At 57.1% G+C, this 17779-nt stretch carries 15 protein-coding genes; 11 read left to right on the top strand and 4 right to left on the bottom strand.

From position 1 onward, the window contains the following. Positions 1–179: 179 nt before the first annotated feature. Positions 180–1673: a CoA-acylating methylmalonate-semialdehyde dehydrogenase gene (locus RX972_RS20335; RefSeq protein ID WP_316877906.1), complete on the bottom strand. Its 1494-nt coding sequence runs from the start codon at positions 1671–1673 to the stop codon at positions 180–182. 60 nt (positions 1674–1733) lie between these two features. Next, the gene (locus RX972_RS20330) at positions 1734–3080 is read right to left on the bottom strand and encodes an aspartate aminotransferase family protein (RefSeq protein ID WP_122707117.1); all 1347 of its coding nucleotides are present in this window, start codon (positions 3078–3080) and stop codon (positions 1734–1736) included. Between the two features lie 127 nt (positions 3081–3207). Between RX972_RS20330 and RX972_RS20325 the strand changes: the two genes are divergently transcribed. From RX972_RS20325 to RX972_RS20295, 7 genes are all read left to right on the top strand, one after another. After that, positions 3208–4128, top strand: a complete 921-nt coding sequence (locus RX972_RS20325) for a LysR family transcriptional regulator (protein WP_255879700.1) — start codon at positions 3208–3210, stop codon at positions 4126–4128. 208 nt (positions 4129–4336) lie between these two features. Then, on the top strand, positions 4337–5728 hold the full coding sequence (locus RX972_RS20320; protein ID WP_316877902.1) for a nucleobase:cation symporter-2 family protein: 1392 nt from the start codon (positions 4337–4339) through the stop codon (positions 5726–5728). 75 nt (positions 5729–5803) lie between these two features. Then, positions 5804–6466: a TetR/AcrR family transcriptional regulator gene (locus RX972_RS20315; RefSeq protein ID WP_027901271.1), complete on the top strand. Its 663-nt coding sequence runs from the start codon at positions 5804–5806 to the stop codon at positions 6464–6466. 33 nt (positions 6467–6499) lie between these two features. Next, positions 6500–7090, top strand: coding sequence for an IMPACT family protein (locus tag RX972_RS20310; protein ID WP_027901272.1), 591 nt, complete (start codon positions 6500–6502; stop codon positions 7088–7090). 700 nt (positions 7091–7790) lie between these two features. Continuing rightward, the gene (locus RX972_RS20305) at positions 7791–9359 is read left to right on the top strand and encodes an ABC transporter ATP-binding protein (RefSeq protein WP_316877900.1); all 1569 of its coding nucleotides are present in this window, start codon (positions 7791–7793) and stop codon (positions 9357–9359) included. 11 nt (positions 9360–9370) lie between these two features. Continuing rightward, complete coding sequence (locus RX972_RS20300) at positions 9371–10474, top strand: ABC transporter permease (RefSeq protein WP_027901274.1); 1104 nt, start codon at positions 9371–9373, stop codon at positions 10472–10474. Beyond that, positions 10474–11400, top strand: coding sequence for an ABC transporter permease (locus tag RX972_RS20295; RefSeq protein ID WP_316877897.1), 927 nt, complete (start codon positions 10474–10476; stop codon positions 11398–11400). Before RX972_RS20300 ends, RX972_RS20295 begins: the two co-directional genes overlap by 1 nt. A 108-nt stretch (positions 11401–11508) precedes the next feature. Here the strand turns inward: RX972_RS20295 and RX972_RS20290 are convergent, their stop codons facing one another. After that, complete coding sequence (locus RX972_RS20290; RefSeq protein ID WP_316877895.1) at positions 11509–11919, bottom strand: hypothetical protein; 411 nt, start codon at positions 11917–11919, stop codon at positions 11509–11511. Between the two features lie 79 nt (positions 11920–11998). Here RX972_RS20290 and RX972_RS20285 point away from each other — a divergent pair, with 79 nt between their 5' ends. The 3 genes from RX972_RS20285 (at position 11999) to RX972_RS20275 (ending at position 14929) form a co-directional block, all read left to right on the top strand. Continuing rightward, entirely contained in the window at positions 11999–12349 is a 351-nt protein-coding gene (locus RX972_RS20285; protein WP_316877894.1) for a MerR family transcriptional regulator, read from the top strand. Positions 12350–12371: 22 nt separating this feature from the next. Then, a complete protein-coding gene (locus tag RX972_RS20280) occupies positions 12372–13058 on the top strand; it encodes an SDR family oxidoreductase (protein ID WP_316877892.1) in 687 nt (228 codons plus the stop codon). 515 nt (positions 13059–13573) lie between these two features. Further along, positions 13574–14929 (top strand): 8-oxoguanine deaminase, encoded by a 1356-nt coding sequence (locus RX972_RS20275; protein WP_099269470.1) that lies wholly within the window; start codon positions 13574–13576, stop codon positions 14927–14929. A gap of 137 nt (positions 14930–15066) precedes the next feature. Here RX972_RS20275 and RX972_RS20270 read toward each other — a convergent pair whose 3' ends face one another. Beyond that, positions 15067–16158 carry a calcium:proton antiporter gene (locus RX972_RS20270; protein ID WP_027898103.1) on the bottom strand — a complete coding sequence of 364 codons (1092 nt, stop codon included), beginning with the start codon at positions 16156–16158 and terminating at the stop codon, positions 15067–15069. Positions 16159–16553: 395 nt separating this feature from the next. Between RX972_RS20270 and RX972_RS20265 the strand changes: the two genes are divergently transcribed. Then, positions 16554–17651: a BMP family ABC transporter substrate-binding protein gene (locus tag RX972_RS20265; protein WP_027898104.1), complete on the top strand. Its 1098-nt coding sequence runs from the start codon at positions 16554–16556 to the stop codon at positions 17649–17651. The last annotated feature ends 128 nt before the right edge of the window (positions 17652–17779 follow it).

The raw sequence follows: 17779 nt of genomic DNA, 5'->3' as shown, positions 1-17779 counted from the left end.
GAATCGTCCAACTCATTGATTATCAAGGAGTTTTTCGTTCTGTCTGCGCCAGAAGAGGTGCGAATTATAGAGAGATTAGAGAGTCCGTCAACCCTTAATTTCACTAAATTGTCATATCTTTCTGAAACCCCATAAAACAAAGGGGTGAGCCTGACGGCTCACCCCTCTTCCAAGACGTCTTACAGACTAGGAAAGGCGAACTGCGACGCCTCGTGGCTCGCACGTTGCGGCCAACGCTGGGTAATCGCCTTGCGCCGCGTATAGAAACGCACCCCATCCGGCCCATAGGCATGCAGGTCACCGAACAGTGAACGCTTCCAGCCACCGAAGCTGTGGTAGGCAACCGGCACCGGCAGTGGAACGTTGACCCCGACCATGCCTACTTCAATCTCATCACAGAACAAACGTGCAGCTTCTCCGTCTCGAGTGAAGATGCAGGTGCCATTGCCGTACTCATGATCATTGATCAGTTGCATGGCCTGCTCAAGACTGGCAACTCGCACGATGCACAGCACCGGCCCAAAGATCTCTTCCTTATAGATACGCATCTCTGGGGTCACCTGGTCGAACAGGCAACCGCCCATAAAGAAGCCATCTTCATTACCGGCAACACTCAAGCCGCGACCATCAACAACCAGTTTGGCGCCCGCTTGCACGCCGTCTTCTATATAGCCGCTGACTTTGTCCCGATGCTGACCCGTGACCAGAGGCCCCATGTCCAGCCCGCAGGTTGTACCGGCACCGATTTTCAGGGAGGCAATTTGCGGCACCAGTTTGGCGACCAGCGCATCAGCAATCTGATCACCCACACATACGGCCACCGAGATCGCCATGCAGCGCTCGCCGCACGAACCGTAAGCAGCGCCCATTAACGCACTGACCGCGTTATCCAGGTCAGCATCCGGCATCAGCACCGCATGGTTTTTCGCGCCACCCAAGGCCTGCACTCGTTTACCGCGCGCAGCGCCTTCTTTATAGATGTACTCGGCAATCGGCGTTGAACCCACAAAACTCAGCGCTTTGACTTCCGGAGCTTCGATCAGAGCATCCACCGCAGCCTTGTCGCCATGGACGACATTGAGTACGCCTTTAGGAAGACCGGCTTCGTGCAGCAATTGTGCGATCAGCAGCGTGGAGCTTGGATCACGCTCGGACGGTTTGAGGATGAAACAGTTACCGCAAGCGATCGCCAGCGGGTACATCCACAACGGCACCATCGCCGGGAAGTTGAACGGGGTAATACCGGCGACGACACCCAAAGGCTGGAAGTCGGACCAGGCATCAATGTTCGGCCCTACGTTACGGCTGTATTCACCCTTGAGAATTTCCGGCGCGGCACAGGCGTATTCGACGTTCTCGATACCACGCTTGAGTTCGCCCGCGGCATCTTCAACCGTTTTGCCGTGCTCTTCGCTGATCAGTTGCGCGATACGACTTTCGTTCTGCTCCAGCAGTTGCTTGAAGCGGAACATCACTTGGGCGCGTTTTGCCGGAGGAGTATTACGCCAGGCGGGAAACGCTGCCTTGGCTGAATCAATCGCTTGCTGAACGATTTCGCGGCTGGCCAACGAAACCTTATGGATAGCCTGACCGGTCGACGGATTGAACACGTCGGCAGTACGGCCGTTATCGCCGACCAGTTGGCCGTCGATCAAATGTTGAATGGTGCTCATGAAATGACTCCAAAGCAGGCGCGAACGAATCCGCGCCTGTCACCTATATAGAAGGGTTTATCAGTCGATCTGATTCAGCGCTTCGCCAACCGCATCGAACAAACGATCCAGGTCTTGCGGCTTGCTGTTGAAAGTAGGTCCGAACTGCAAGGTGTCGCCGCCAAAACGTACATAGAAACCAGCTTTCCAGAGCTTCATGCCCGCCTCGAATGGGCGAACGATCGCATCGCCATCTCGCGGCGCAATCTGAATAGCGCCAGCCAGGCCGTAGTTACGAATGTCGACGACGTTCTTTGTGCCTTTGATGCCATGCAGTGCGCTTTCGAAATGCGGTGCCACTTCAGCAACCTGCTGCACAAGATTTTCCCGCTGCAGTAAATCAAGCGCTGCGAGACCAGCAGCACACGCAACCGGGTGCGCGGAGTAGGTATAACCATGCGGGAATTCAACGGCGTATTCAGGCGTCGGTTGATTCATGAATGTCTGATAGATCTCACTGCTGGCGATCACGGCCCCCATCGGAATCGCACCGTTGGTGATTTGCTTCGCAATGCACATCAGATCAGGCGTCACACCAAAGCTGTCTGCGCCAAACATTGAGCCGGTGCGACCAAAGCCCGTAATGACTTCGTCGAAGATCAGCAGGATGTTGTGCTGATCGCAGATTTCCCGCAGCCGCTTGAGGTAGCCCTGAGGCGGCACAATCACACCGGCCGAACCGGCCATTGGTTCGACGATGACTGCAGCGATGTTTGAGGCATCGTGCAACTCGATCAACTTGAGCATTTCATCCGCGAGAGCAATACCGCCCGCCTCCGGCATGCCTTTCGAATAGGCATTGCTGGCCAGCAAGGTATGCGGCAGGTGATCCACGTCCATCAACTGGCCAAACATCTTACGGTTGCCGTTCACCCCACCGAGACTGGTGCCCGCAATGTTTACACCGTGATAGCCACGCGCACGGCCGATCATTTTGGTTTTGGTTGCCTGCCCCTTCAAACGCCAGTAGGCGCGCACCATCTTCACGGCGGTGTCGGCACATTCGGAACCTGAGTTTGTGTAGAACACATGATTCAGATTGCCCGGCGTCAGCTCGGTGATTTTTTCAGCAAGCTGAAAGGACAGCGGGTGACCAAACTGGAAGCCCGGGGAGTAGTCCAGAATGCCCAACTGCCTGGAGACAGCTTCCTGAATCTCCTTGCGCGTATGACCCGCACCACAGGTCCACAGACCAGAAAGCGCATCGTAGATCTTGCGTCCCTTGTCGTCTGTCAGATAGCTGCCATGCGCCGCGACGATCAAGCGCGGATCACGCTGGAAATTGCGATTGGCGGTGTAAGGCATCCAATGAGCATCAAGCTTCAATTGGCTGGCAATAGACATCTCGGACGACTCGAAACTGTTCATCGAAACGGACCTCGCTGGAGCGCTGGGCGGTTGAGTGACTGCAAATACTTGATGCAGCTACGGTGCCACGGGGATAAAGTCGGAAAAACTCAACTTTTACGATCTTCAGTTAGCCGATGACTAAACTATGAGCAGCCGTCGCCCCGACCCACTGGCACAAGTCAGCGATTTTGATATTCGATTGCTGCGCATCTTTCGAAGCGTAGTTGAGTCGGGAGGATTCTCTGCCGCCGAAAGCGCACTCGGCATAGGACGCTCGGCCATCAGCCAGCAAATGAGTGATCTGGAGCAACGCCTGGGCTTACGCCTTTGCCAACGTGGACGTGCCGGATTTTCGCTTACCGAAGAAGGCCGGGAGGTTTACCAGTCGGCGTTGCAACTACTGAGCGCACTAGAAAGTTTCCGCACTGAGGTCAACGGCCTCCACCAGCATCTGCGTGGTGAGTTGAACATTGGCCTGACCGACAATCTGGTCACCCTCCCCCACATGCGCATCACGCACGCACTGGCTCAGTTGAAAGAGCGCGGGCCTGATGTGCACATCAACATCCGCATGATTGCGCCCAATGAAGTGGAACAAGGCGTACTCGACGGTCGGTTGCACGTGGGTGTCGTTCCTCAAGCCAGTGCATTGTCGGGCCTTGAATATCAGCCGCTGTACAGCGAGCGCTCGCTGCTCTACTGCGCGGTGGGCCACCCGCTTTTCTATATGGAGGATGCTGCGCTGGATGACGGGCGTCTTGCAGAACAGGACGCCATTGCGCCGACCTTCCGACTACCAGCAGAGATTCAGGCCCATTATCAGGCGCTCAATTGCACCGCCAGCGCGTCGGACCGGGAAGGCATGGCGTTTTTGATCCTGACCGGGCGTTACATCGGCTATTTGCCGGATCACTATGCGAGTTTCTGGGTGCAACAGGGTCGACTGCGCTCATTGAAATCTGCATCGCGCTTCTATGATCTAAGCCTGGTGTCGGTAACCCGCAAAGGACGCCGCCCTCATTTGGTGCTGGAAAGTTTTCTGCAGACACTGGCTGCTACACGTTGAGACATGACGCCCTGCTAAAACACACCAACCCGCAGGAGCGCGCTTGCCCGCGATGGCGCCAGATCATTAAACGAATTTTGCGCCTGACCACCCAATCGCGGGCAAGCGCGCGCCTACAAACATCGGCCACGTGCTAACCATAGAAAACCTGAGCACTTGGACAGCTTTTTGCACAGTGGTTGTATCAAACGACCCGCGAGAGCACCACATGCAGCCCGACGCCTCACCCAGCAGCGATCTGATCTATGGCCTCGATGATCGGCCCAAGCCACTACCGGCCATACTTGCTGGGCTGCAACACGTGCTCGCCAGTTTCGTCGGCATCATTACACCGCCGTTAATCATCGGTTCCGCACTGGGGCTGGGCGCCTACATGCCTTACCTGATCAGCATGGCATTGATGGTTTCAGGCGTAGGCACTTTCATCCAGGCACGTCGGCCATTCGGAATTGGCGCAGGGATGATCTGTCTGCAAGGCACCAGCTTTGCTTTTCTCGGCGCAGTCTTGTCTGCGGGCTTTCTGGTCAAGCAACGCGGCGGGAGTCCTGAAGACATTCTGGCGATGATTTTCGGGGTCTGCTTTTTCGGTGCGATGGTGCAGATTGTGTTGAGTCGCTTCATTGGCCAACTGCGCAGAGTCATCACGCCGCTCGTGACCGGCATCGTGATCACCCTGATCGGCGTCAGCTTGATCAAAGTAGGGGTGACGGACTTGGGCGGTGGTTTCAACGCTCCAGACTTTGGCGAACCGCTGAACCTGGCGTTGGGCGGTTTTGTGCTGGTCGTTATCATTCTGCTCAACCGGTCAAATACTCCCTGGATACGCCTGTCGGCGATCATCATCGGCCTCGCAGCAGGCAGTCTGGCAGCGTGGTTCAGTGGAAAGCTGATTCCTCATTCCGTTGGCGACCTGCCCCTGATCAGCGTGCCCGTCCCGTTCAGGTTCGGCTTCGCCTTTGACTGGACAGCTTTCCTGCCCGTCGCGCTGATTTATCTGATCAGCACCATCGAAACAGTCGGCGACCTGACCGCCAACTGCATGCTCGCTAAAAAGCCCATAAGCGGCCCCACGTACATTGCCCGGCTTAAAGGTGGCGTATTGGGCGACGGATTCAGTTGCATGATCGCTGCAACCTTCAGTGCCTTCCCCAATACGACTTTCGCGCAAAACAACGGTGTGATTCAGCTCACCGGCGTGGCCAGTCGTTATGTCGGTCTGTACATCGGCGCAGTCCTCTTCATGCTCGGCCTGTTCCCGACCATTGGCGCTTTGCTGCAACAAATCCCAAAACCCGTACTGGGTGGAGCGACTCTGGTCATGTTCGGCAGCGTTGCTGCTGCGGGCGTACGCATTCTGGCTCAGGCACCGCTGGATCGGCGCAGCATGCTGATCATTGCAACGTCTTTTGGCGTTGGTTTGGGCATCGCTTCCCAACCGGCATTGCTGCATCACCTGCCTAAACTGGTACAAAACCTGTTCGACTCGGCAATCACCAGCGGCGGCATCACCGCCATTGTGATGTGCCTGTTATTGCCGGAGGACAAGACAAGCGTTGCGGGTACAGAATCTGCAACCGAAGCTGAGCCATCGACACACTAACTACTGATAATGCTGAACACCTGATTGGGTCAGGTGTTCAGTGTTGTATCCCCATGATCTGTCCGGAACGGCCCCATGATCCTTGAAGTCCCTGCGCACAGTAGTCACGGCACCAAGCCTGCCAGTCGCATTCGTCAGAAGAATGAAGAGGCCATTATCAAAGCCGCCGAAGACGAGTTCGCTCGCCACGGTTTCAAAGGCACCAGCATGAATACCATCGCGCTGAACGCCGGGCTGCCCAAGGCCAACCTTCATTACTACTTCACTAACAAACTCGGGCTGTACGTCGCGGTACTCAGCAACATCCTCGAGTTATGGGACAGCACCTTCAACAACCTGACCGTCGAGGACGATCCGGCTCTGGCATTGAGCCGATACATTCGAGCCAAAATGGAGTTCTCGCGTCGTCAGCCTCAGGCATCGCGGATTTTCGCCATGGAGATCATCAGTGGTGGCGAATGCCTCAACCAGTATTTCAGCCAGGATTACCAAGCCTGGTTTCAAGGGCGCGCCTCCGTTTTTCAGGCGTGGATCGACGCAGGCAAAATGGACCCTGTGGATCCGGTGCACCTGATCTTCCTGTTGTGGGGCAGCACTCAGCATTACGCCGACTTTGCTACGCAAATTTGCCAAGTGACCGGACGCACTCGCTTGACCAAGCAAGACATGGAAGTTGCGGGCGATAATCTGATTCGCATCATCCTCAAGGGTTGCGGCCTGACGCCTCCAGGCGCTTAACTGGCGACATCTGTTTACAGCTGGAACCCCCGCATGCCCTTTACTCTGGTAGGCCCTTGCGAATTTCGCGAAGAGATTCGCAAGAGCCGCTTCATCACCCTAGCCGCGCCCATCTCCAGTGCCGCCGACGCACAAGCGTTTATCGAGCAGAACAGCGACCTCAACGCGACTCACAATTGCTGGGCCTGGAAACTGGCCGATCAATACCGCAGCAATGACGATGGCGAACCTGGCGGCACAGCAGGACGACCGATTCTGGCCGCCATTGAAGCCCAGGAATTTGATCAGGTGGTGGTGCTGGTGATTCGCTGGTACGGCGGCATTCAACTGGGTACCGGCGGCCTCGCCCGGGCCTACGGCGGCGGTGCCAATAAATGCCTGCAACAGGCTGAGCGTCTAGCGTTGGTTACTCGGGTGCCATTGAGCCTGTCGTGCAGCTTCAGCGAACTGGCGCTGGTCAAATTGCGGGTCGCCGAATTGAACGGATTGGTGCAGAACGAAGACTTCACGGCTAATGGAGTGGACCTTGCGATCGCGGTTGGCCCCGAGCAGGTCGAAGTGCTGCAGCGGCAGTTGGCGGATTTGAGCCGGGGCCGGATTGTATTGAGTAAAGACGGGGAATGATGTCGCGTTGTGGTGCGCCACATGCAGGCCCATTCGGGAGACTTCTGTTTGCCCGCAATCCAGTAGGACCTGTGGGAGCTGAGCTTGCTCGCGATGAAGCTGGACGCGGTTCACATTGGATCGCGTCCTACCTTATCGCGAGCAAGCTCGGCTCCCACAGATCTGCGCGATGTCGCGGGAGTGCGAACTCGGACTGCACACATTTACTGTGCATCCGGCTGTGGACAAGCTGAGTACATGCCGCCGCAAGCCTTGCCACGCTTAGCTTTCAGCCAATTGATTACTTTTTATACAAAACTGTCACATACCGCGAAAAGCATCGTTAAAACAGCGCCTTACAATCTCTTATCGTCAGACGCTACTAGCGACTGCCCGCTTATATCGCACTTTTGCGCTTGCACACATTTACTGTGGAGGAACCTGTGGATAACAGGTGCAAGGGTTGCGGTGACGCCGGAGTTGCCTGACTCGACAGCGACTGTATGTTTTTTACTCAGACAGGCTGGTCGAAATTGAATCATTCAATGTCCGAAACGCCCTGATCTGGTGCCGATGCTGGCGATCAGTTGCACCACTGGAGCCACCCTATCGCTCTTGCGGCATCGTCGTTACAAGCAAATCAGCATTTACCCGCAAAAACCTGACTGCCTGGCCAGGAAATTGCTTTATCCACAGGCGATCCTCTTACCTTGAGCCTGTCATGCCAAACCCTGTGACATCTGCACGCCTGCAGCTGCGTGCCATCAGCAAGCGCTATCCCGGCTGCCTGGCCAACGATGCCATTGACCTGAATATCGCCCCCGGAGAAATCCACGCCCTGCTCGGCGAAAACGGCGCAGGCAAAAGCACCTTGATGAAGATCATCTACGGCGTGACGCAGCCCGATTCAGGCGAAATCGTCTGGCAGGGACAGGCTCTGAAAATGCGTAACCCAGCCCAGGCCCGCAGCCTGGGCATTGGCATGGTGTTTCAGCATTTCTCATTATTCGAAACCCTGACCGTAGCTCAGAACATCGCGCTGGCGATGGGCGGCGCGGCCGGTACGCCAAAGCAATTGGAACCCAAAATCCGTGAAGTCTCCCAACGCTATGGCATGGCGGTCGAGCCGCAACGACTTGTCCACAGCCTGTCGATCGGCGAGCGGCAGAAAGTCGAGATAATTCGTTGCCTGATGCAGGACATCCGCCTGTTGATTCTCGATGAGCCGACTTCAGTGCTGACGCCGCAGGAAGCCGACGAACTATTCGTCACCCTGCGCCGCCTGGCCGCTGAAGGCTGCAGCATTCTATTTATCAGTCACAAGCTGGGTGAAGTCCGCGCCTTGTGTCATAGCGCGACGGTATTGCGCGGCGGCAAAGTGTCCGGCCACTGTATTCCGGCACAATGTTCGGATCTGGAGCTGGCGCGGTTGATGGTCGGCGATGCTGAAGGCCTGACCGCGCAGTATCCAAAAGTCGCGGGGCATAAACCGTTCCTGCAGGTGGAAAAACTCTCCTGGCATAACCCCGATCCGTTCGGTTGCTCTCTGGTCAATCTCGATCTTGAAGTGCGCAGCGGCGAAATCGTCGGCATTGCGGGCGTCGCAGGTAATGGTCAGGACGAGCTGCTGGCCCTGCTCAGCGGCGAACAAACAGTAAGCGACTCGCTGTCATCCAGTATTCGCTTTGCAGACTTGAACGTTGGTCATCTACGTCCCGATGCACGGCGTAAAAACGGCCTGGCGTTTGTTCCAGCGGAACGACTCGGGCACGGCGCGGTGCCGGACTTGAGCCTAAGCGATAACGCGCTGCTGACGGCATTTCAGCAAGGACTGGTCAGCAAGGGCCTGGTCCAACGCGGCAAGGTCCGAAGCCTGGCCGATGAAATCATCAAACGCTTCGCAGTGAAAACTCCGGACGCTCAAGCGCCCGCTCGAAGCCTGTCCGGCGGTAACTTGCAGAAATTCATTCTGGGCCGCGAGATCTTGCAGAACCCGAAACTGCTGGTCGCCGCGCATCCAACGTGGGGCGTCGATGTGGGGGCCGCCGCAGCGATTCATCGCGCGTTGATTGCCTTGCGCGATGCGGGCGCAGCGATTCTGGTGATTTCCGAAGATCTCGACGAACTCTTCCAGATCAGCGACCGCCTTGCCGCGCTGAGCAGTGGCAGGCTCTCCCCTCTTGTACCGACCGGGCAGACCTCGCCCGTGCAGGTCGGCGGCTGGATGGCCGGTGAATTCGATGCACCGCCCGGCACTCAACCTCAATTCCAAGCCGCCGCGCTTAATTAACGGAGTTTCCGATGCTGCTTTCTCTGGAACCGCGCGGGCAACAATCGCGGGCCATGCTGTGGTTTTCGCCGCTGCTGGCCGCTGTATTGACCCTGATCTGCGGCTCATTACTGTTTATCGCCCTAGGTCTGGACCCTTTGCTCACTCTGCATACGTTGCTGATTGCACCGGTCAGCGACTGGTATGGCGTATCCGAATTGATGGTCAAGGCGCTGCCCATTCTGCTCTGCGCGCTGGGTTTGGCAGTGGCTTACCAGGCGCGTATCTGGAACATCGGTGCCGAAGGCCAATTGTTGATGGGCGCGCTGGCTGGCAGCGCATTGGCAGTCAATATCATCGACATGGAAAGCCGCTGGGCACTGGTGCTGGTTCTGCTGGTTGGCACACTCGGTGGCGCGGCATGGGCGGGCTTGACCGCCTGGCTGCGCACCCATTTCAATGCCAATGAAATCCTGACAAGCATCATGCTCAACTACATCGCGCTGAACCTGCTGCTGTTCTTCGTGCATGGACCGTTGAAAGACCCTGCCGGGATGAATTTCCCTGAGTCAGCGATGTTTGGTGACGCTAGCCGCTTGCCACTGCTGACCGAGGACGGCCGCGTGCATGCCGGTGTGTACTTCGCCTTGCTGGCTTTGGTCGCAGTCTGGGTTTTGCTGCAACGCAGCTTTGTCGGTTTCCAGATCAAAGTGCTGGGGCTGGATAAACGAGCTGCAGGTTTCGTCGGGTTTCGCGAAAAACGTCTGGTCTGGCTGGCCTTGCTGATAAGCGGCGGCCTCGCAGGATTGGCCGGGGTAAGCGAAGTCGCCGGGCCCATTGGTCAGCTAGTACCGCAAGTGTCGCCGGGTTACGGCTACGCAGCGATCACCGTGGCCTTTCTCGGCCGCCTGAATCCAATCGGGATTCTGTTCGCCAGCTTGCTGATGGCGTTGCTCTATCTGGGCGGCGAAAACGCGCAAATGGCTCTTAACCTGCCGCAAGCCATCACACAGCTGTTTCAAGGCATGATGCTGTTTTTCCTGCTGGCCTGCGATGTGCTGATTCTCTATCGCCCACGCCTGAATGCGCGCTGGGCCAAACGTCAGATGGCACCCGCTGCCACGGGAGCTGTGTGATGGATATCGATCTGCTGAGCAATATTTTCTTCGCCATGGTGCGTTGCGGGACTCCGCTGCTGCTGGTCGCACTGGGCGAATTGATCTGCGAAAAAAGCGGCGTCCTCAATCTTGGGCAAGAAGGCATGATGCTGTTCGGTGCGGTGATCGGTTTCATCATCGCCTTGACCACCGGCAACCTGTGGCTCGGTGTGCTGCTGGCGATGATGGCGGGCATGCTGCTGTCGGGATTATTCGCGGTGGTGGCGCTGGTCTTCAATGCCAATCAGGTCGCAACAGGTTTGGCGCTGACTATCTTTGGCGTTGGTTTGTCGAGCTTCGTCGGCGCAGCCTGGGTGGGTAAACCGCTGCAAGGTTTCGAGCCAATTCTGATCCCTTACTTGAGCGACATCCCGTTGATCGGCCGCATGCTGTTTGCTCAGGACATTCTGGTGTATCTGTCCTTCGCGCTGTTTGCCCTCGTGGCCTGGACGCTGCTGAAAAGCCGCGTCGGATTGATCATTCAGGCCGTTGGCGAGAACCCGGACGCAGCCAGCGCCATGGGCTTGCCGGTGCTGCGCGTGCGAACTCTAGCAGTGCTGTTCGGTGGCGCCATGGCCGGACTGGCCGGGGCTTACCTGTCTCTGGCGTACACGCCGATGTGGGCCGAAAACATGAGTGCCGGTCGTGGCTGGATCGCCCTGGCGCTGGTGGTGTTCGCCAGTTGGAGAGTGTGGCGCCTGTTGTTGGGTGCGTACCTGTTCGGCCTCGCCAGCATCCTCCATCTGGTGGCGCAAGGTATCGGCCTGGCGATCCCGTCCAACCTGTTGGCGATGCTGCCTTACGTCGCGACCATCGTCGTGTTGGTGCTGCTGTCGCGCAATGCCCTGCGCACGCGTCTTTATGCCCCGGTTTCGCTAGGACAGCCCTGGCAGGCGGGGCATTAACGCAGCGCTGAAAAAAATGATGCTGTAGGAACACAACGAGCACCGCGAGGCCGCGATAGCGTTCGGCCTGAAACACCGCTATCGCCGCCTCGCCGTGCTCGTGGGCTCCTACAGTCGCTGGTTAATCGGGCGAACCGGCCACAGCTGCAACACCGCCCACATCATTTCCATGATCAGGAATCCCGCCAGCAACCACGTTGCTCCCTGCATCAGGGCATAGGCCTGCCACGTCGCGAAGAGCAGTCGACCTGCCGCGTCGTAACGTCCGAACACCATCTGCGGATCGCGAATCCGAAGCACTGACCACACGCAAACAATCGAACCCAACAAGTTGGCCATCAACATATGCATGGGCTCGAACGGTGGCAGCGCGCCGGGAACATTCCAGGCTTGGCTCACACTGGATAAAAGCCCATGCAATGCAACAAAACTCCATGGTGTTACAAAAGCAGCTGTGACGATCAGGTCGTACCAGCCACTGGCACGAACCAGTTGCCTATAGTGTTGCGGTTGCCACATAAAACGCTCCAGAGGATTTAATATTCCAACAGGCTAAAGGCTGGAGTACGCTCCAGGGTCAACCCCAAGGAACGGAAAAATGCGCATTGGTGAATTGGCTCAAGCCACCGCGGTCAGCCGCGACACTCTGCGGTTTTATGAGCAGCGTGGTTTGATTGCAGCGCAACGCAGCGATAACGGCTATCGGCACTATCCTGCGGAGATGGTGCAACTGGTGCAGTTCATCAAAACCGCGCAGCGCCTGGGTTTCAGCCTGAACGAAATCGGACACAGCGTTGCCGAACTCTGGAAGGCTCCAGCGCCAGACCTGGCCATTGCTCAATTACTTCGGGACAAACTCGTGCTGATTGAGACACGCATCGCTGAACTCGGCGAACTGCGCATCGAGTTACAGAATCGTCTGGGCCAGTGCTGCCCGCTGAGCCCCTGATAACTTTTCAAGGAGAAAACTCTTGTCCACTCAAAAAACTGCACTGATCGTCGGCGCCTCTCGTGGCATCGGCCTGGGACTGGTCAAACGGCTGACTGAACAAAACTGGAACGTCACTGCCACCGTTCGCGATCCACAAAAAGCAACTGATCTCAAAGCAATATCCGGCGTCCGTATCGAGACTCTTGATCTGGATGACGTCGCATCTCTGGATGCTCTGAAAAACAAACTGGACGGGCAAGTCTTCGATGCGCTGGTCATCAATGCCGGGATCATGGGGCCGAGGCCACAAAGTGCCGAGCAGGTCACCACGGCGGAACTGACTCAATTGTTCCTCACTAACGCTATAGCACCTATCCGGCTGGCTGAACGCCTCGTTCAGCAGATCCGGCCCACTACAGGTGTATTGGCTTTCATGAGTTCCAGATTTGGCAGCGTTACCTGTCCGGACGGGGCAGATGCTTCGCTGTACAAGGCGAGCAAAGCGGCCCTCAACTCCCTGACCAACACTTTCGTCCTGCAGTTGCCAGAACCTCGCCCCACCGTTTTGTCTTTACACCCGGGCTGGGTGAAAACCGATATGGGCGGCGAAGGTGCGGCTATCGACGTTGAAACCAGCACTAGCGGGCTGGTGGAACAGCTCGTGGCCTATGCGGGTAAAGGCGGACATCATTTTGTGGACTACAAGGGCGAAACTATTCCGTGGTGAAATAGCTATCAGAATCGGAACGTTCCTCTGTAGCAGCGACCGCCTGGCACCACGCTAACCGGTACAGGCTGTGTGAAAACCTCACGAGCCAATTAGCTGGCTAAAAAACGCTCAAAAAACCGCGCTCCTACGTGAGTTTGAGGTCTGTGACCCACACAAACTTTTAAAGATTTCACGTGAGCGCGCGCAGTTTGTTTTTGTCTAAGGGTTTTCACACAGTCTGGGTAGGAGCGAACTTGTTCGCGAGGCGGCAGACCTGCATCACCGCCCATAACCCTCTCGCCAACAAGTTGCCTCCTACCTGGCACGGCGTTAGCCGGTAGGAGCAACTTGTTCGCGAGGCGCAGACCTGAATAAGCGCGTATATCACCCTCGCCAACAAGTTGGCTCCTGCCGGGGTTCACAGGTAGAATCTCGGCCTCGCCGACGCTGCAAAGCGCAGGCGACCCTGGATCAGCAGACAGGGCAACACTGAGCTGGCTAACCTGAACCTGTCTTTCAGAGGAGCCGGCACGATGCCTGCGATCCGTATCTGGTTGAAAAATCCCCTCGCTGTTTTCACGGCCAATGCCCTTGATGCCCGAGGCGGTCTGGTGATTGAAAACGGTGTCATCGTCGAAATGCTCGGCGTGGGTCAGCAACCCGCCAGCCCGTGCGACCAAGTATTCGACGCCCGCGAGCATGTGCTGCTGCCGGGCTTGATCAACACCCATCACCATTTTTATCAAACCCTGACCCGTGCCTGGGCTCCGGTGGTCAACCAGCCTTTGTTTCCGTGGCTGAAGACGTTGTATCCGGTCTGGGCGAGGCTGACTCCCGAGAAGCTCGCGCTGGCCAGCAAAGTCGCACTGGCCGAGCTGCTGCTGTCGGGTTGCACCACAGCAGCGGATCATCACTACCTGTTTCCGGACGGGCTGGAACACGCCATTGATGTTCAGGTTGAAAGCGTCCGTGAGTTGGGAATGCGCGCCATGCTCACCCGAGGCTCGATGAGCCTGGGTGAAGACGATGGAGGTTTGCCGCCGCAACAAACCGTGCAGCAGGGAGAGGTGATTCTTGAAGACAGCCAGCGCCTGATCGAGCGCTATCACCAGCGTGGCGCCGGCGCGCAGATCCAGATCGCACTGGCGCCCTGCTCGCCCTTCTCAGTCACGCCGCAGATCATGCGTGAAAGCGCAGCGCTGGCGGAAAAGCTCGACGTGCGCCTGCACACGCACCTGGCCGAAACCCTCGACGAAGAAGATTTCTGCCTGCAGCGTTTCGGCCTGCGCACGGTGGATTATCTCGACAGCGTTGGCTGGCTGGGGCCGCGGACCTGGCTGGCCCACGGCATTCATTTCAACCCTGACGAAATCGCCCGACTGGGCGCAGCAGGCACCGGTGTTTGTCATTGCCCGAGCTCCAACATGCGCCTGGCTTCCGGCATTTGCCCGACACTGGATCTGATCGCAGCAGGCGCGCCGTTGGGGCTTGGCGTAGACGGCTCGGCCTCCAATGACGCCTCGAACATGATCCTCGAAACGCGGCAGGCGCTGTACCTGCAACGTCTGCGTTATGGCGCAGAAAAAATCACACCCGAGCTGGTGCTTGGCTGGGCAACAAAGGGCTCGGCGCAGTTACTCGGCCGTAGCGACATAGGTGAGCTGGCAGTCGGTAAACAGGCGGACCTGGCACTGTTCAAGCTGGATGAACTGCGCTTTTCCGGGAGCCATGATCCGTTATCGGCGCTGCTGTTGTGCGGCGCTGATCGTGCTGATCGGGTGATGATTGGCGGCCAGTGGAGAGTGATTGATGGTCAGGTCGAAGGGCTCGATCTGAAGGGGTTGATTGCTGATCACAGCCAGGCAGCGCGAGAGTTGATTCGCGGCTGATCAACGCGTTCCTGTTGGAGCGAGGCTTGCCCGCGAATGATACGCCTGGGTTCTACCAGAACGACCGCATCATCGCCCTTCGCGGGCAAGCCTCGCTCCAACATATTCAGCCAGTGGTGCGTTATTTCAAGAAAGCGCTATAACCCCAACAACGACAGCATGATGAACGTCGCGAACAACACAAAGTGGGTCATGCCCTCTATCGCGTTGGTTTCACCATCATTCAGGTTGATTGCGCTCACCAGCAGGGTGATGAAAATCATCACGGTCTGCACCGGGGTCATTGCCATTTGAAACGGTTGGCCGCTGTAAAGTGCCATGGCTTCCATGACGGGTACGGTGAGGATCACGGTCGACAGCGACGCACCCAGCGCGATATTCACCACCGATTGCATCCGGTTTGCCAAAGCAGCGCGCAATGCAGTCAGAATCTCCGGTGCCGCAGAAATGGCCGCCACCAGAATCGCCGTCATGACCGGCGGTGCGCCAGTACCTTCAAGCCCTAGATCAACGGTCTTGGACATGACTTCCGCCAGTGCACCAATCACCACCACGCCCAGCATCAGAATCCCGATCGACAGCGTCAGATTGACCGGTTCGCTCTCGGCTTCAGGTTGATCCTTGCGCTTCTTTTTCTCTGGATAGCTGTAGCTGAAAAAGTAGCTGTGCGGCCCGACCTGCATGCGCAGGAACAAGGTGTAAAGCAGGATCATCGCGCCAATGGTGAACGCCGAATACAGCTTCCAGTCGCCTTCGGGGATGAACTCGGGAACCACCATGGAAACGCCCATCGCGGTGAGAATCATCACGCTGTACGTGCGGGCTGAATCGTCGTTGTAGGACTGTTCGCCGTGCTTGATACCGCCCATCAGGGCAGCCAGACCAAGGATGCCATTGATATCGAGCATCACTGCCGAGTAAATCGTGTCGCGCACCAATGTTGGCGACGGTTCATTACTCATCATGATCGCCAGGATGACCACTTCGACCAGCACCGCCGAAAGGGTGAGGATCATGGTGCCGTAGGGATCGCCGACTTTCTCTGCAAGCAACTCCGCATGGTGAGCCACGCGCAACGACGCGCAGACGATAAAACCTACCAGCGCAATCCCCGCCGTCAGCGCAACGCCCTGCCCGTTATTGAGGAACGAATGCTCGAACACGTAGGCGACAACTGTCGCGATGATCGCGAGCAGGAGAAATTTTTCTTGCTTGAGTATTGAGCCCATTGACTAGCCTTTAAACCTTCCTGGGTGAAACGTCCGGATAACGTGTTCAAGGCGTTGAGAGTGCCGAGTGTAAGCAAAGGTTTCAAAACTGTTGATAACTTGATTGGAACGCCGCTACCCGTAGGAGCGCGCTTGCCCGCGATCCATTTGATCATTTAGCACCTCACCGCCTGGACTGACGCCATCGCGGGCAAGCGCGCTCCCACCCGTTCAGGAAAGGCGCACCAGTTGGCGGCAACACGTGCCTTTCTTGCACCGTCCAGCATCGCTTTGCGCTACTAAAAGCAGCTACAACCCCAGCCCTGTCATTAACTGTCCAGTTGGTCAGTTTTTTGCATTGTTCGAGCAACCCGCTTAGACGGCCGTGCCAACAAGACCACTAGGAGCTAGACCCGATGCACTCCACCACTCACCCGCGTCGCCCCCTGAAAAAATTGCTGTGCGCCATGGCCGCGGTCGTTGGCCTGGGTTCCAGCCTGCTGGCATCAGCGGCAGACCCGCTGAAAGTCGGCTTCGTCTATATCGGCCCGATCGGCGATCACGGCTGGACGTATCAGCATGAACAGGGCCGCAAGGCTATGGTTGAAGCTCTGGGCGACAAGGTCACCACCAGTTATGTCGAAAACGTGCCGGAAGGTGCGGACGCTGAGCGCGTGATCCGCAACATGGCCAAAGGTGGCTACGATCTGGTCTTCACCACCTCGTTTGGTTACATGAACCCGACGTTGAAAGTCGCCAAGCAGTTCCCGAAAGTGACTTTCGAGCACGCGACCGGCTACAAGCAAGACAAGAACATGGGTACCTATCTGGCGCGCACCTATGAAGGTCGCTACGTCGGCGGGTTTCTTGCGGCAAAAATGACCAAGACCAAAAAGATCGGTTACGTAGCCTCGTTCCCGATTCCTGAAGTACTGCGTGACATCGACGCCATTCAGCTGGCATTGAACAAATACAACCCGGGCACCGAGATCAAAGTCGTGTGGGTCAACTCCTGGTTCGATCCGGGCAAAGAAGCTGATGCTGCCAACGCGCTGATCGACCAGGGCGTGGACGTCATGTTCCAGCACACCGACAGCCCGGCGCCGATCCAGACGGCTGAGCGTCGTGGCGTCTACGCCGTGGGTTACGCCTCGGACATGGCTCACTTCGGCCCGAAAGCGGTGCTGACCTCCATCGTCAACAACTGGGGACCGCATTACATTCAGGCGACAGAAGGCGTGATCAACGGCACCTGGAAATCTCAGGATTACTGGGGCGGCCTGAAGGAAGGCACGGTTGAGTTGCCGATCAGCGATATCGTCCCGGCGGACGTCAAGGCAGAAGCCGAGAAGATCATTGCCGACATCAAAAGTGGCGCGTTCCACCCGTTCACCGGCCCGATCAAGGATCAGACCGGCGCAGTAAAAATCCCGGAAGGCAAGGTTGCGACCAATGCAGAACTGGCCTCGATGAACTATTACGTTGAGGGCATCAAGGCGGAATTGCCGAAGTAACCGGGGCGCACCATTGAAACCCTGTGGGACCGAATTTATTCGGGAAGGGGCCGGTACATTCGATAGATATTCATCGGCTGTGAAACCGCCTTCGCGAATGAATTCGCTCCTACAGTTAAAAAATCATA

The organism is Pseudomonas syringae group sp. J309-1 (assembly GCF_032582135.1).
Taxonomy (GTDB): Bacteria; Pseudomonadota; Gammaproteobacteria; order Pseudomonadales; family Pseudomonadaceae; genus Aquipseudomonas; species Aquipseudomonas quasicaspiana.
The sequence above is the reverse complement of the archived record's forward strand: the minus strand, read 5'-3'. Positions and strand labels throughout refer to the sequence as shown.